Origin of the sequence: Pectobacterium versatile (assembly GCF_020166435.1) — a bacterium.
In the GTDB taxonomy this organism is placed as follows: domain Bacteria; phylum Pseudomonadota; class Gammaproteobacteria; order Enterobacterales; family Enterobacteriaceae; genus Pectobacterium; species Pectobacterium versatile.
This window is the reverse complement of sequence record NZ_JAINZP010000003.1, coordinates 395,808-411,068: the sequence shown is the minus strand read 5'-3', so window position 1 is coordinate 411,068 and position 15,261 is coordinate 395,808. Positions and strand designations below refer to the sequence as shown.

Sequence of the window (15,261 nt, the reverse complement as noted above, 5' to 3'; positions counted from 1 at the left end):
TCGCACGTAACCTATAAGTGTCTGCCGTTCTATTGCAAGGGTCAGTCGTCCTCGTCGGTTTTCCCGTAAAAATCCCGCAACGGCTTTCGTAGCACCAGTATCGCTGACTCTAGCGCCTTTTCCTTCCGCACCCGTTCACATTTTAAATGTGTCGCTTCCATGCCAGACACCCTCTTTTTTAGGAGAAGAAGAAGAAAAAAGCTACTTTACGCGCTGCTGAACAAAGGGAAGCGATCATGAAGATAGCTCATGACTAGTGAAATTAAATCACTTTTACTCACTTAATGACTCTGGCATAAATTATGCTGGTTAACTATAGACAATATGAACCCTGCTGAATTATAAGACTTGGAAACCTTGGAAAAGCAAGAAATAATTTCAAGTTCTATATCAAGAATTAGGATGCCAGATCGCGATGAATAAGAATTTTACCTTTACGATTAAGAACACGTATTTCGATGAAAATTATAACCCCTCCGAAAACACGCGTATCACGACCAACTTTGCGAATTTGGCGAGAGGAAAGAACCGCCAGGAGAACTTGCGCAACGCCTTAACGATGATTGACAATCGTTTCAATTCCCTGGCGCATTGGGATAACCCTAAAGGCGATCGCTATTCTGTTGAACTTGATATCATTTCCGTTGAGGTTGATATTGAAGGCAATGGCAACAGTTTCCCAGTCATTGAAATATTGAAAACGAATATCGTTGATAAAAAAATTAACGAGCGCATTGAAGGCATTGTAGGAAATAATTTCTCCTCCTACGTGCGAGATTATGATTTTAGCGTATTACTGGCAGATCATAATAAGAACCACCCCGGATTTAGCACCCCAGATAGCTTTGGCGAGCTGCATGGAAATTTATTTAAATGCTTCGTAAATTCAAATGCTTATAAAGATAATTTTAGTAAAACACCGGTTATATGCCTAAGTATTTCAAGCAAAAACACCTATCATCGGACAGGAAATCAGCATCCTGTGTTAGGCGTCGAATACCAGCAAGATGAATATTCACTGACCGATCAATACTTCCATAAAATGGGGTTGCAGGCTCGTTATTTTATGCCGCCAAATAGTGTCGCACCTTTGGCTTTCTATTTTTCTGGTGATTTATTGAGTGATTATACGAATATTGAGCTGATCAGTACCATCAGTACGATGGAGACTTTTCAAAAAATTTACCGACCTGAGATTTACAATGCGAATTCTGCAGCAGGTCTGTGCTATCAGCCAAGCCTGAATCATCAGGATCATTCATTCACTCAAATTGTTTATGATCGAGAAGAACGTAGCCTGTTGGCTATCGAGCAGGGAAAGTTTACTGAGAAAAACTTCATCAAACCATACCACGCTATTCTTGAGCAATGGTCTGCTAATTACGTTCTTTGATTAACCAAAAACAAAAGGTCACCGATTATTATGAAAATATTGTTACCCACCTCAACGGCTGGCAGTTTACCGAAACCCTCTTGGCTGGCGCAGCCTGAGACACTGTGGTCACCTTGGAAATTGCAAGGCGATGAATTAATTGAGGGCAAACAAGATGCTCTACGTTTGAGCCTGGCAGATCAACAACAGGCAGGGATTGATATTGTCAGTGATGGCGAGCAGACGCGCCAACATTTTGTCACGACGTTTATTGAGCACCTCAGCGGTGTTGATTTTGAGAAACGTGAGATCGTTAAAATTCGTAATCGCTATGATGCGAGTGTACCGACAGTCATTGGTGCCGTGGTTCGCCAAAAGCCCGTTTTTGTCGAGGATGCCAAGTTTTTGCGTCAGCAAACCACGCAACCCATTAAATGGGCGTTACCGGGTCCCATGACGATGATCGATACGCTCTATGATAGCCACTATAAGAGCCGCGAAAAACTCGCCTGGGAATTCGCCAAAATTCTCAATCAAGAAGCCAAAGAATTAGAGGCTGCGGGTGTCGATATTATCCAATTTGATGAGCCTGCATTTAATGTTTTCTTTGATGAGGTGAACGATTGGGGAATTGCCGCTTTAGAAAGAGCCGTTGAAGGGCTTAAATGTGAAACTGCGGTGCATATTTGCTATGGCTATGGCATCAAAGCGAATACCGATTGGAAAAAGACGCTGGGTTCCGAGTGGCGGCAATATGAAGAAATTTTTCCTAAGCTGCAAAAATCGGCTATCGATATCATTTCACTGGAATGTCAGAACTCTCGTGTTCCAATGGATCTTATTGAACTCATTCGCGGTAAAAAAGTGATGGTAGGTGCCATTGACGTGGCAACCAATACCATTGAGACACCAGAGGAAGTCGCCGATACGCTACGTAAAGCCCTGCAATTTGTGGATGCCGACAAGCTCTATCCTTCCACCAACTGTGGCATGACCCCTTTATCTCGCCGAGTCGCAAGAGGCAAGCTCAATGCGTTAAGTGCGGGTGCGGAAATCGTCCGAAGAGAGCTTTTGGCTAAATAACATCGCTAAATCACTAAAGCGAGCTCAGTCCGAGTTGGGCGATTTGATCAATCGCCCAATACCCTCAACCACTAACCGGACTGAGCGATAACGATCACGGCAGCATCACTGATGAATGTAGTTAGCGACGTCAACCCAGCCAGCGCACATGCAACTTGAAGTATGACGGGCATATAGGCTGCGGCAAAGTTGTATGGCAGGATTAATTATCACACTAATGATTTAATACTAATATATTGCCCCAGATTATGCTGCTGAATATCCGATACACAAGGAATTTCGCCCAGCATCGGCGCGGGCAGGCGCTGTTGCAGCGTTTGCAGATACGGCTGATGCCATTTTCCGGGTGGCGTGATGTCATTAGCAATCCAGCCAGCAAGGCGCAATCCAGCGTGTTGAATGGCGTGGGCCGTTAACATCGCGTGGTTGATACACCCCAACTTAATACCGACCACCAAAATCACGGGAAGCTGTTCCTGAACGACCCAGTCGGCAAACGTGTCCTGCTCCGACAGCGGCGTAAACCATCCGCCCGCCCCTTCGACCAACAGCCAATCCGCCTGCGTTTCTAATTCCCGCAACCCTGCGGACAACTCTGGGAGATGGATAGGCCGCTGCTCCACCGCACTGATAATATGCGGTGAAGTCGGTTCCATAAACGCCAGCGGGTTCACCGCCTGATAATCCAGCCGGACGCTGCTATTGGCCTGAAGCGCCAGCGCATCGCTGTTGCGAATGCCGTCAGCCGTCATTTCACAGCCGGACGCCACGGGTTTATAGCCTGCGGTGCGGTATCCGGCCTGATTCGCAGCCTGAAGTAGCGCCGTACTGGCGACCGTTTTCCCGACTTCGGTATCCGTACCCGTCACAAACCAGCGCTCAATCACGATAAATCACTCCATAAACCAGTTGATAGCTGAGCGGGTAGCCGCCCTGTTCTTGCGGATAATGGGCAGACAGCGCCGCCAGACGTGCCCGGCTCAATAGCCCCGGCGCACGCCCGTCGTGCAACCAGGTCGCACCAATCCCCTTCAGCGATTTCATCAACGCCAATACGTCTGGGAAAAAGCAGACCTCACGTTCTTGAACCACACGATGGCGATAAGGCTGACAGACTGCTTCGATAGAGGAGAGCGACAGAAAGCGATTCGTCCGTTGCGTGCCGTCCAGACGCTGCCACGCCTGCGACAATTCACTTAAGGAACCGTCCGCCAGCGTCGCAAACGCAATAACGCCCCCCGGCCGCGTGACCCGATACAGCTCGGCCAGCGCACGCGGTAACGAATCGCACCACTGCACCGCCAGATTGCTGTAGCTGATATCCACACAGCAATCCGCCAGCGGCAGATTTTCGATATCGCCTTCCAGATAACGATCGGCAACGTGCTGCTCACGGGCATGCGCCAGCATGCCCACCGACAAATCCAGCGCAGTCACATTCTTACCAGCCTGACGCCAGTGGCGACTAAAATGCCCGGTTCCGCAGCCCGCATCCAATACCTGTAAACCGCTGTGCGACGGCATCAGCGCCAGCAGGCGTTCTCCGCTGGTGCGTTGCAGTTCGGCAAAGCGGTCATAGCCCCCTGCTGCGCGCCCAAACGCCAGCGCAATCGCCTGCTTGTTATAGTTTTCTGTCAGCATGGTGTAATACCGTAAGCAAGCGACTGATATCTTCCGGCTGGTGTTCCGCCGTCAGCGTAATGCGCAGACGCGCGCTGCCGACAGGCACCGTTGGTGGCCGCATCGCACTGACCCACACGCCCTGTTCACGCAGATGGCTCATCAGTGCCATTGCCCGCGCGTTCTCGCCAACAATCAGCGGCTGAATCGCACTCTGTGAATCCATCAGTTGATAGGTGGAGTTGGAAAAACCCGCACGGAACTGGGCGATGTTGCGTCGTAATACATCACGCCGCGCGTCGCCCTGCCGGACACAGTTGACTGCCGCGCTCAGCGCACAGGCCTGTGCCGCAGGCATCGAGGTGCTGTAAATCAAATGACGGGCGAATTGCAGGAAATACTCAGCCAGCGGTTCAGCGCACAGTACCGCCGCACCGCTCACGCCAAATGCCTTGCCGAATGTGACAATCAGCAACTCGGGTTTGACGCCCTGTTGCCAACAGCTCCCGCGACCTTCATCACCCAGCACGCCAATCCCGTGCGCATCGTCCACCATCAGCCAGGCATTATGTGCCCTGCACTGAGCCTGTAGCGCCGACAGCGGCGCGGTGTCGCCATCCATGCTGAAAACGCCCTCGGTCACCACCAGCGTCTGGCCGTCCGTGGGTTTCTCCAGCAGCGCTTGCAGATTATCGGGCTGATTATGTTTAAAACGGCGCAGGGTCGCGGGTGACTGTGCAGCCGCTTCCAGCAGTGAAGCATGGCTGAGTTTATCGGCAAAGATACGGTCTTCTGACTGTGCCAGCGCCGCCACCACAGCCTGATTCGCGGCATAGCCGGAAATAAACAGCAGCGCACGCGGATAACCCAACCAGTCGGCAAGCTGACTTTCCAACGCGGCATGGGCATCGGTATAGCCCGTCACATGCCCAGAACCACCGCTGCCAATACCGTATTGCTCAGCGCCCTGCTGCCAGGCATGTACAATCTCTGGGTGATGGCTCAACCCCAGATAGTCGTTGCTGGAAAAATTCAGGTAGCAGCGGTCTCCCTGCATCAGCCAGCGCCCGCTGCCGCCTTGATTCACCCGCCGTACGCGGTAGGCATCATCGCGCTGGCGTTGTACCAGCGCGGATTCAATACGTTGCTGCCAGCTCATGATTCAGCACGCCTTACCCGGTAGTTTGCATACAGAGCGTTATACCGCGGCATTATAAAACTGCTCGCTATCGGCATTAATCAACTGTTCCGCCAACCGCTGTTGCTGTTGGTTATCCCCGTATTCGGTCGCCGTCTGCTGCGGATTCAGACCCAGTTTGAGGAACAGCGCCAGATCCTTGTCTTCTTTCGGGTTTGGCGTCGTGAGCAGTTTGCAGCCGTAGAAAATGGAGTTCGCACCGGCCATAAAGCACATTGCCTGCGTTTGTTCACTCATCTGCTCACGTCCGGCGGACAGGCGTACATAGGAAGCCGGCATCATGATACGCGCAACGGCAATAGTACGAATGAAATCAAACGGATCGACATCATCGTTATCCGCCAGCGGCGTGCCTTTCACTTTAACCAGCATGTTGATCGGCACGCTTTCCGGCGGCGTCGGTAGGTTAGCCAGTTGCACCAGCAGCCCGGCGCGATCGCGCACGGTTTCCCCCAAACCAACGATGCCACCGGAACAGACTTTAATGCCCGCGCCGCGCACTTTACCCAGCGTATCCAGACGCTCTTGATATGTGCGGGTAGTAATGATGCTGCCGTAAAATTCTGGCGAGGTATCGAGGTTATGGTTATAGAAATCCAGTCCGGCAGAGGCCAGACGCTCGGCCTGATCGTTGTGCAGCGTTCCCAGCGTCATGCAGGTTTCCATCCCCATCGCTTTAACGCCTTGCACCATCTGTTCCAGATACGGCATGTCGCGCTCGTGCGGGTTTTTCCACGCCGCGCCCATACAAAAGCGCGTCGATCCTGCGGCTTTCGCCTGACGAGCCGATTCCAGCACCTGTTCAACCTGCATCAGGCGTTCGGTATCAATCCCGGTGCGATAGCGGGAGCTCTGCGGGCAATACTTACAGTCCTCAGGGCAGGAACCGGTCTTTATCGACAGCAACGTACTGACCTGCACCTGACGAGGATCAAAATGCTGACGGTGGATCTGCTGCGCTTCGAACATCAGTTCCAGAAATGGTTTATTAAATAAATCTTGCGCTTGCTCAAGCGTCCAGTACATGCGGTCAGCCATCTCGGCATCTCCAAACTAAAAACGTTTCGCCAGTGTAAATTAACCCGATATACTGTCAACCAAATAGAATCCATTTTGGTTGACGAAAGATCATCATGAGCCCGGAAGACATTGCTTTTGACCAGCGCCACATTTGGCATCCCTACACCTCAATGACCGAACCGCTGCCCTGCTATCCGGTGATCGCGGCTAGCGGCGTCGAGCTTAAGCTGGATGACGGACGTCGCCTGATTGACGGCATGTCATCGTGGTGGGCAGCGATTCACGGCTACAACCATCCGGCGATCAATCAAGCGGTGCAGGCTCAACTCAGCCAGATGTCGCATGTGATGTTTGGCGGGATCACCCATCCGGCGGCGGTGGCACTGTGCCGCCAACTGGTGGACATCACGCCAGAAGCACTGGAATGCGTTTTTCTGGCGGATTCCGGCTCGGTGGCAGTCGAAGTGGCGATGAAAATGGCGCTGCAGTATTGGCAAGCACGGGGGGAAGCCCGCCAGCGTTTTCTCACCCTGCGTCACGGCTATCACGGTGATACCTTCGGTGCGATGTCCGTGTGCGATCCGCAGAATTCGATGCATAGCCTGTATCAGGGCTACCTGCCTGCCCACCTGTTTGTCGATGCGCCGCCATGCGCTGCTATCGACGAAGGCGGTTTTACCGACGACTGGCAGGAAGCTGATATCGCGCCGCTACAGGCGATGCTATCGGAGCACGCGCATGAGATCGCGGCCGTAATTCTGGAACCCATCGTGCAGGGCGCGGGCGGGATGCGCTTTTATCATCCGGCTTACCTGCGCCGGGTACGGGAACTTTGTGACCAATGGGGCATTTTGCTGATTGCCGATGAGATCGCCACCGGATTTGGCCGCACCGGCAAGCTGTTTGCCTGCGAGCATGCAGGCATTTCTCCCGATATTATGTGTCTGGGAAAAGCGCTTACCGGCGGCTATATGACGCTCTCCGCCACGCTGACCACCCGAATGGTGGCTGAAACCATCAGCAACGGTGCGGCAGGCTGTTTTATGCACGGCCCTACATTTATGGGCAATCCGCTCGCCTGCGCGGCAGCCAATGCCAGTTTGTCGCTGTTGGCGGAGAACCGCTGGCAGCAACAAGTGCAAAATATTGAGCGGCAGTTGCGAGACGCGCTGCAACCCTGTGCGGATTCTCCGCTGGTGGCTAACATTCGCGTGCTGGGTGCTATCGGCGTGGTGGAAACACAGCGTCCGATCAATATGGCGCGACTACAGCGTTTCTTTGTCGAGCGTGGCGTCTGGATTCGACCGTTTGGCCGACTGATTTATCTGATGCCGCCGTTTATCATTCAGCCTGATGAGCTACGTAAGCTGACCGACGCCGTCTGTGCGGCCATCCGTGATGAACAGCTATTTGACTAACCAGTAAACCAAGGCGCACGCACTCGTGCGCCGCAAAACATGTCCCCTATTTTCATCTCGCATGATAACCATTCATTACCGCTCTTATAATTATGCACACGAATAAGTTTTTCATTTTATTCATGGTTGGCGTATTGAATTACTCTGACACCGATGAAATAAATATAAAATGTTAAGCACGCCACAGTTTATATTCAACCAACCGCAGACACCTGATGAATACGTGTTAGATTTTAACGTGAAACACCTCAAGCATATATTTAAAAGGAGATTTATTATGCTTACAGTAAATAAGAAACCACACCGTATATTCCACACATTATTTCCCGTATTATTTTCTGCCTTGTTACTCTCCCCATTCACCGCTTCTGCGGTCAGTTCCTCCAAAGACGCCGACAAACTCTATTTTGAGAATAATAAATATTATGTATTCAATAACGTCTGGGGAAAAGATGAAGTAAAAGGATGGCAGCAAACGGTTTTCTATAACAGCCCAACCAGCATGGGGTGGAACTGGCACTGGCCAAGTAACTCCTCCAGCGTTAAAGCCTATCCATCGCTGGTGAGCGGTTGGCACTGGACGGCGGGCTATACGGCAAATAGCGGCTTGCCGATAAAATTGTCCAGTAATAAAAGTATTACCAGTAACGTCACCTATTCCATCAAATCCACTGGCACTTACAACGCGGCTTATGACATTTGGTTCCACACCACCGACAAAGCCAGTTGGGATTCTACCCCTACCGATGAATTAATGATCTAGCTAAATAATACCAATGCAGGCCCGGCGGGTGATTATATTGAAACAGTTTTCCTCGGTGGCAGCAGTTGGAACGTATTCAAAGGCTGGATCAACGCCGGTAATGGCAAAGGGTGGAATGTCTTTTCCTTTGTTCGTACCTCCAATACCAACAACGCATCGCTCAATATTCGCCATTTCACCAACTATCTGGTGGGAACCAAGAAATGGATGAGCAATACAAAATATATCAGCAGCGTTGAGTTTGGCACCGAGATCTTTGGCGGTGATGGGCAGATTGATATCACCAAGTGGAGCGTAGACGTAAAATAACGCTTCTGTCGTCTCGACCCTTTCCGGTTCAACCTCTTTGTCACACTGGCGTGGGGTTGAGCCGAATTTATCTCATCGGCTTCACGATCCATTTCAGCTTGGACAGATGTCGCTCATATTTTAGGCGGGTTATCCTTCCCTTCCCAACAAAATCCGTGAGCTGTGGCACGTAAATTCCATTAGCGTTATGATAATCCCCTCTGCTAATCAGGAATTTCCCATGCGTAATACGTTCATCGTGTGCTGGCAGTATTTACGCGCTTTCGCATTGATTTATCTCTGCCTGCTGGCAGGCAATGCGGTATCCGCGTTACTCCCATTCACTATCCCCGGCAGTATCATCGGCATGCTGGTTTTGTTCACCCTTCTTGCCTCGCAAATCCTGCCCGCGCAGTGGGTAAAACCGGGCTGCCACCTGCTTATTCGTCACATGGCGCTGCTGTTCGTCCCTATCGGCGTCGGCGTGATGAATTATTACGATCTGGTCAGCCAACAGTTCGGCCCCATAGTGGTTTCCTGCCTGATCAGTACCTTTATTGTGATGTTGGTTGTGGGTTTCAGTACCCAGATAATGCAGCGTGAACGAGCCGTGGCTGGCGATCGCACGCCGCCGAAGGATAACGAATAATGTTCAGCTATTTGTGGTGGTCGCTGCCCCTCACTCTGATGGTCTTTTTCGCCGCACGTAAATTGGCCGTACTGACCAGAATTTCGCTGTTGAACCCGTTGCTGGTGTCGATGGCGATTATTATTCCGCTGCTCCTAATATTGAAGATTCCCTACGAGCACTATTTTCAGGGCAGCAAAGTCCTTAACGACCTGCTGCAACCGGCAGTAGTCGCGCTGGCGTTCCCGCTTTATGAGCAGTTGCATCAAATTCGCGCCCGCTGGAAGTCGATCATCAGCGTGTGCTTCATCGGCAGCCTGACCGCGATTATCTCCGGCACGCTGGTGGCACTGTGGATGGGCGCCTCGCCAGAAATCGCCGCCTCGGTGCTGCCTAAATCTGTCACCACGCCGATTGCGATGGCTGTCGCCAGCTCGATTGGCGGGATTCCGGCTATCAGCGCCGTCTGCGTGATTTTCGTCGGTATTCTCGGCGCTGTCTTAGGCCACAGCCTGTTCAACCGCGTCGGTATCAAAACCAAAGCAGCGCGTGGGCTGTCGATGGGCACTGCTTCGCACGCACTCGGTACGGCGCGCTGCGCAGAAGTCGATTATCAGGAAGGCGCATTTAGCTCGCTGGCGCTGGTCATCTGCGGGATCATCACGTCGCTGATTGCGCCGTTAGCCTTCCCTCTACTCTTGCATGTTGCTGGCTAAATCTAGCAGGGCGGTGCGTAGCTCGCATCGCCCGTTATAAAATTGAGATACATCTCGCATTTAGCAGTTAATTTGCATTCCTTTCACTCAACAAAGAGATTTTGATCACAATTTATTGCTACTCTGCTCCCTAACATGACGTCATTGACGGGTAAAAAGAGTACGCCACCATGCATCCACGATTTGAAAACGCCTTCCAGCAATTACCTGCCAGTCTGCAAACCGCGATCGGTCCCTTGATCGATAAACCGGATTTCGCAGCCATGCTAACGGCTGACGACGTGAATGCCGCCTGTGAAGCCAACCAGTTAGACGCCGACGCATTGGCCTTTGCGTTATTACCGCTGGCAGCCGCCTGCGCACAAGCGCCTATCTCGAATTTTAAGGTTGGCGCGATTGCACAAGGGCTCAGCGGCAATTTCTACTTTGGCGCCAACATGGAGTTCAGTGCCGTTCAACTACAGCAAACGGTGCATGCCGAACAAAGCGCCATCAGTCATGCCTGGCTACGCAATGAGCATGGATTGCGGGCGGTGACCGTGAACTACACGCCATGCGGCCACTGTCGCCAGTTTATGAATGAACTACGTAATGCCGCATCGCTGCGCATTCAACTACCGGGTCGCCAGCCTGCCGTGCTCAGCCACTATCTGCCGGATTCCTTTGGTCCCGTCGATCTGCACATCGATACCTTGCTGATGGATGACATCAACCACGGCGCAACCTTGCAAAATGTGGGCGCGCTTGCGCGTCAAGCCCTGGATGCCGCCAACCGTAGCCACGCGCCCTATAGCAAAGCCATCAGCGGCATTGCGCTGGAAACTTTAAGCGGCAACATTTATACCGGACGCTACGCAGAAAATGCGGCATTTAACCCTAGCCTGCCGCCTTTGCAAGTCGCGTTGAATCTGATGAACCTTGCCGGCGACGATCCGTGTACCATTAAATACGCGGCTGTCGTTGAGCGTCGCAATGCGGTTGTCAGCCAGTGGGCTATTTCGCAAATTATGCTGGCCGAATTGGGCTGCACCGACATTGAACATCACTTTATTGAGGAATAACGGCAGAGGTCAGCGCAGGATTTCAACAAAGGGAAGTGTGAAAAACGAGAGGTGAATCGATAAAGCCTGCATTTTGACTAAGATGCAAGCCATCTGTAACTATTTTAATTAACAATTTCTGTACATATTCTCTGGGTAATTTAAGATCCGCAACAGTTTTTATCGACAACACCTGAGTTTTTTTCTGTTATCCGAGAGTAAAAAGTCATGGAATTAGAATACGAAAGCAAACGTCCTCTCCATATTCCCTACGCTGGCCCAATATTGCTTGAATTTCCCCTGCTGAATAAAGGCAGTGCGTTTACCGAAGAAGAACGCGCTAACTTTAACCTGCATGGTCTGCTGCCAGAAGCCGTCGAAACCATCGAAGAACAGGCAGAACGCGCTTGGCGTCAGTATCAGGAGTTCAAACACGATATTGAAAAACACGTTTACCTGCGTAACATTCAGGACACTAACGAGACGCTGTTCTACCGCCTGCTGGACGGTCACCTCAGTGAGATGATGCCGATCATCTACACCCCGACCGTTGGCGAAGCCTGTGAACACTTCTCCGATATCTATCGTCGCGCCCGTGGCCTGTTTATCTCCTACCCTAACCGTGCACATATCGACGATATGCTGCAAAACGCCACCAAGCAGAACGTGAAAGTCATCGTTGTGACCGACGGTGAGCGTATTCTGGGTCTGGGCGATCAGGGTATCGGCGGTATGGGAATTCCAATCGGTAAGCTGTCACTGTACACCGCTTGTGGCGGTATCAGCCCAGCCTACACCCTGCCTGTCGTTCTGGATGTTGGCACCAACAACCCGCAGCGTCTGAACGATCCGCTGTACATGGGCTGGCGTCATCCGCGTATCACCGACGACGAATACTATGCCTTCGTTGACGAATTCATTCAGGCCGTTAAGCGCCGCTGGCCGAACGTGCTGTTGCAGTTTGAAGACTTCGCGCAGAAAAACGCCACACCGCTGCTGAACCGCTATCGTGATGAGATTTGTAGCTTTAACGATGACATTCAGGGCACCGCCGCCGTGGCTATCGGCAGCCTGATTGCTGCCAGCCGTGCAGCAGGTACTCAGCTACGCGATCAGACCGTCACCTTCCTGGGCGCAGGCTCCGCAGGCTGTGGTATTGCTGAGCAAATCATCGCACAGATGAAGTCTGAAGGGCTGAGCGAAGAAGAAGCACGCGCGCGCGTCTTCATGGTTGACCGCTTCGGTTTACTGACGGACAAACTGCCGAACCTACTCGATTTCCAGAGCAAGCTGGTGCAGAAAAGTGAACTGCTGGCTGACTGGGATTGCAACAGCGACGCAATTTCACTGCTGGAAGTGGTACGCAATGCCAAGCCGACCATCCTGATCGGTGTATCCGGCCAGCCGGGTCTGTTCACGGAAGAAATCATCCGTGAAATGCACAAGCACTGCGCTCGTCCTATCGTGATGCCGCTGTCTAACCCGACATCCCGCGTGGAAGCCCGTCCAGAAGATATCATTCGCTGGACAGAAGGCTCAGCACTGGTCGCAACTGGCAGCCCGTTCTCTCCGGTTAACTATCAGGGCAAAGTCTTCCCTATCGCACAGTGCAACAACTCCTACATTTTCCCAGGTATCGGGTTAGGTGTACTGGCATCGGGCGCCAAACGTATCACTGACGGTATGTTGATGGCCGCCAGCCGTGCTCTGGCTGACTGCTCGCCGCTGGCGAATAACGGTGAAGGTGCTCTGCTGCCGGATCTGTCCGATATCCAGCAGGTGTCCAAACGTATTGCACTGGACGTAGGTAAAGCCGCACAGCTGCAGGGCGCAGCCGTGGTGACCTCTGCCGATGCGTTGCAGAAGGCGATTGACCATAACTTCTGGCAACCACAGTACCGCAGCTACAAACGGACCTCGTTCTAACTGTCTTACTGCTAAACAGTGCGGCACAAGTGCCGCGCTCCGATTGCTGAAGAACCCTATGTTTTTACATGGGGTTCTTCTTTTTGAACTGATTGCAGGCCCAGATCGTGATATTTTTCCCTACTCTCATTTTTATCCACGCTGATACATCCCAATATCACCCTGAGTACCATTTCAGCCCTCTAATAGGCGGCAAAGAAGCACTAACAGTACAACCTTCTTCATATCTGTGATACCTGTACGGTTGCCGCCAGTAGGCATTGCATCTGCACTTTTATCAACCTACGGAGCCGTGCATAGCGGTCCGCATGATGTTGTGAGAATTCTCTATGCATGGCGGTCAATCCATTATTTAATCTGACCTAATTAGATCAAAGCCCCAACCAAACGGCTGGGGCTTTGTCAGTTATCTGAAGAAAGCCAATCGGCTCACTGTCTATTTTACTTGTCCGCTGGCTTACTGCGGTTTTGCGGACGCGGCGCGCGGCGCTGGCCTTCGCCACTGCCCTTACCGCTATTACCTTTACTACCACCCCACGGGCTATCGCTATTACCGCCCGCTTTACGCGGCTGGCGTTCGCCCTGACTCTGGCTACGCTCGGACTGACCGCGTGGCGCACCAGACTGTGCGCGAGGAGATGCATTACGAGCACCGCCGCCGCCACCGCCACGGTTGCCCTGACGGCCATTCACAATCGGCTCTGCCTTGATGGACGGATCCGGCTCGTAGCCTTCGATAGCGATACGTGGAATCTCACGCTTCAGCAAACGCTCGATGTCACGCAGCAGTTTGTGTTCATCCACACAGACCAGTGACAGCGCTTCACCCGTCGCTTCCGCACGACCGGTACGGCCGATACGGTGAACATAATCTTCCGGCACGTTTGGCAGCTCATAGTTCACCACGTGCGGCAGTTGGTCGATATCCAGACCACGTGCGGCGATATCCGTTGCGACCAGCACGCGAATGCTGCCGTCTTTAAAGTTCGCCAGCGCACGAGTACGCGCACCCTGACTTTTATTACCGTGGATAGCAGCGGCAGTAATGCCGTCTTTTTCCAGCAGCTCAGCCAGGTGGTTAGCGCCGTGTTTGGTGCGGGTAAAGACCAGCACCTGCTGCCAGTTATTTTCACCAATCAACTGCGACAGCAGTTCACGCTTACGGCGCTTATCAACAAAATGCACATGCTGCGTAACCAGTTCAGACGGCGTATTACGACGCACGACTTCAACCGAGGCGGGATTAGTCAGCAGCTTGTTCGCCAGCGCTTTGATCTCATCAGAGAAGGTCGCGGAGAACAGTAGGTTTTGACGCTTAGCAGGCAGCTTCGCCAGTACACGGCGAATGTCGTGAATGAAGCCCATATCCAGCATACGGTCCGCTTCATCCAGTACCAGAATTTCAATCTGTGACAGGTCAACGGCGCGCTGATGCTCCAGATCGAGCAGACGCCCCGGTGTCGCCACCAGAATATCTACGCCGCCGCGCAGTTTCATCATCTGTGGGTTAATGCTCACCCCACCAAATACAACCAGTGAACGCAGGCTCAGATACTTGCTATACGCCTTCACATTTTCATCAATCTGCGCGGCCAGTTCACGGGTTGGCGTCAGGATCAGTGCGCGTACCGGACGGCGACCTTTCCCTTTGTGTTGCGCTTCACGGCTGGTCAGCAATTGTAATAACGGCAGCGTAAAGCCCGCCGTTTTGCCCGTACCAGTTTGTGCGCTGGCCATTAAATCGCGCCCTTCCAGCACGACAGGAATAGCCTGACGCTGAACGGGAGTAGGATCGCGATAACCCTGCTCGTCAATCGCGCGCAGAATATCGGCACTCAGGCCGAGAGAATCAAATGACATAAAAAGAACAACTCCAGATCCGCTCTGACCGGACAGCAGCCGGTGTAGTTTTCAGAGGGTCAGTAAGACGGGTTTGGCGGGCCACTATTAACGTAACAACTCACGTAACAACAACATACGCAACAACCACGGTGAACGAGCACAACTACGGTGCATGACTGCTGACGATTGTAGCAGAGATTCTATCCCCGTCATACTTCAAGCTGCATGAGCGCTTGCCGCCTGCCTGCAACTCGAATTATTTAGGGGATAACGACGAAAAGATTTTTATCTGTGAAAGTCAGTTTTTTTATGGCTAGCTTCCTGCCCGCCACCCTATGGGCCGTCGC

At 52.2% G+C, this 15,261-nt stretch carries 12 protein-coding genes and 1 pseudogene; 8 read left to right on the top strand and 5 right to left on the bottom strand.

Annotation, left to right across the window (positions count from 1 at the left end; all coding sequences use genetic code 11):
* Positions 1-415 precede the first annotated feature (415 nt).
* A complete protein-coding gene (locus K7X24_RS06670) occupies positions 416-1,393 on the top strand; it encodes a DUF1852 domain-containing protein (RefSeq protein WP_224553834.1) in 978 nt (325 codons plus the stop codon).
* 30 nt (positions 1,394-1,423) lie between these two features.
* Complete coding sequence (locus tag K7X24_RS06665) at positions 1,424-2,455, top strand: methionine synthase (RefSeq protein WP_039357231.1); 1,032 nt, start codon at positions 1,424-1,426, stop codon at positions 2,453-2,455.
* A 209-nt stretch (positions 2,456-2,664) separates the two neighbouring features.
* Here K7X24_RS06665 and bioD read toward each other — a convergent pair whose 3' ends face one another.
* Genes bioD through bioB form a run of 4 tightly spaced genes read right to left on the bottom strand, consistent with a single transcriptional unit; the run spans position 2,665 to position 6,311 of the window.
* Positions 2,665-3,342, bottom strand: coding sequence for a dethiobiotin synthase (gene bioD / locus K7X24_RS06660; RefSeq protein ID WP_224553831.1), 678 nt, complete (start codon positions 3,340-3,342; stop codon positions 2,665-2,667).
* Positions 3,335-4,096, bottom strand: a complete 762-nt coding sequence (gene bioC / locus K7X24_RS06655) for a malonyl-ACP O-methyltransferase BioC (protein WP_224553829.1) — start codon at positions 4,094-4,096, stop codon at positions 3,335-3,337. Before bioC ends, bioD begins: the two co-directional genes overlap by 8 nt.
* Positions 4,077-5,234, bottom strand: a complete 1,158-nt coding sequence (gene bioF / locus K7X24_RS06650; protein WP_224553827.1) for an 8-amino-7-oxononanoate synthase — start codon at positions 5,232-5,234, stop codon at positions 4,077-4,079. Before bioF ends, bioC begins: the two co-directional genes overlap by 20 nt.
* 39 nt (positions 5,235-5,273) lie before the next feature.
* Entirely contained in the window at positions 5,274-6,311 is a 1,038-nt protein-coding gene (gene bioB, locus K7X24_RS06645; RefSeq protein ID WP_224553825.1) for a biotin synthase BioB, read from the bottom strand.
* A 95-nt stretch (positions 6,312-6,406) separates the two neighbouring features.
* Here bioB and bioA point away from each other — a divergent pair, with 95 nt between their 5' ends.
* From bioA to K7X24_RS06615, 6 genes and pseudogenes are all read left to right on the top strand, one after another.
* On the top strand, positions 6,407-7,711 hold the full coding sequence (bioA, locus tag K7X24_RS06640; RefSeq protein WP_224553823.1) for an adenosylmethionine--8-amino-7-oxononanoate transaminase: 1,305 nt from the start codon (positions 6,407-6,409) through the stop codon (positions 7,709-7,711).
* 277 nt (positions 7,712-7,988) lie between these two features.
* Positions 7,989-8,783 (top strand): annotated as a pseudogene (locus tag K7X24_RS06635) (GH12 family glycosyl hydrolase domain-containing protein).
* Positions 8,784-9,003: 220 nt separating this feature from the next.
* Positions 9,004-9,411, top strand: a complete 408-nt coding sequence (locus K7X24_RS06630) for a CidA/LrgA family protein (RefSeq protein ID WP_010303345.1) — start codon at positions 9,004-9,006, stop codon at positions 9,409-9,411.
* The gene (locus K7X24_RS06625) at positions 9,411-10,106 is read left to right on the top strand and encodes a CidB/LrgB family autolysis modulator (RefSeq protein WP_224553821.1); all 696 of its coding nucleotides are present in this window, start codon (positions 9,411-9,413) and stop codon (positions 10,104-10,106) included. The genes K7X24_RS06630 and K7X24_RS06625 overlap by 1 nt, the downstream gene beginning before the upstream one ends.
* Before the next feature lie 170 nt (positions 10,107-10,276).
* Positions 10,277-11,167, top strand: coding sequence for a cytidine deaminase (gene cdd / locus K7X24_RS06620; protein WP_224553819.1), 891 nt, complete (start codon positions 10,277-10,279; stop codon positions 11,165-11,167).
* Positions 11,168-11,374: 207 nt separating this feature from the next.
* Positions 11,375-13,072: an NAD-dependent malic enzyme gene (locus tag K7X24_RS06615; RefSeq protein WP_224553817.1), complete on the top strand. Its 1,698-nt coding sequence runs from the start codon at positions 11,375-11,377 to the stop codon at positions 13,070-13,072.
* A gap of 441 nt (positions 13,073-13,513) precedes the next feature.
* Here the strand turns inward: K7X24_RS06615 and rhlE are convergent, their stop codons facing one another.
* The gene (gene rhlE, locus K7X24_RS06610) at positions 13,514-14,932 is read right to left on the bottom strand and encodes an ATP-dependent RNA helicase RhlE (RefSeq protein WP_224553815.1); all 1,419 of its coding nucleotides are present in this window, start codon (positions 14,930-14,932) and stop codon (positions 13,514-13,516) included.
* Positions 14,933-15,261 lie beyond the last annotated feature (329 nt).

Coding starts and splice junctions, on each gene's coding strand:
- bioC (WP_224553829.1), bottom strand. CDS start 4,096: ATGCTGACAGAAAACTATAACAAGCAGGCGATTGCGCTGGCGTTTGGG.
- K7X24_RS06625 (WP_224553821.1), top strand. CDS start 9,411: ATGTTCAGCTATTTGTGGTGGTCGCTGCCCCTCACTCTGATGGTCTTT.
- K7X24_RS06665 (WP_039357231.1), top strand. CDS start 1,424: ATGAAAATATTGTTACCCACCTCAACGGCTGGCAGTTTACCGAAACCC.
- rhlE (WP_224553815.1), bottom strand. CDS start 14,932: ATGTCATTTGATTCTCTCGGCCTGAGTGCCGATATTCTGCGCGCGATT.
- K7X24_RS06670 (WP_224553834.1), top strand. CDS start 416: ATGAATAAGAATTTTACCTTTACGATTAAGAACACGTATTTCGATGAA.
- bioF (WP_224553827.1), bottom strand. CDS start 5,234: ATGAGCTGGCAGCAACGTATTGAATCCGCGCTGGTACAACGCCAGCGC.
- bioA (WP_224553823.1), top strand. CDS start 6,407: ATGAGCCCGGAAGACATTGCTTTTGACCAGCGCCACATTTGGCATCCC.
- K7X24_RS06630 (WP_010303345.1), top strand. CDS start 9,004: ATGCGTAATACGTTCATCGTGTGCTGGCAGTATTTACGCGCTTTCGCA.
- cdd (WP_224553819.1), top strand. CDS start 10,277: ATGCATCCACGATTTGAAAACGCCTTCCAGCAATTACCTGCCAGTCTG.
- bioB (WP_224553825.1), bottom strand. CDS start 6,311: ATGGCTGACCGCATGTACTGGACGCTTGAGCAAGCGCAAGATTTATTT.
- K7X24_RS06615 (WP_224553817.1), top strand. CDS start 11,375: ATGGAATTAGAATACGAAAGCAAACGTCCTCTCCATATTCCCTACGCT.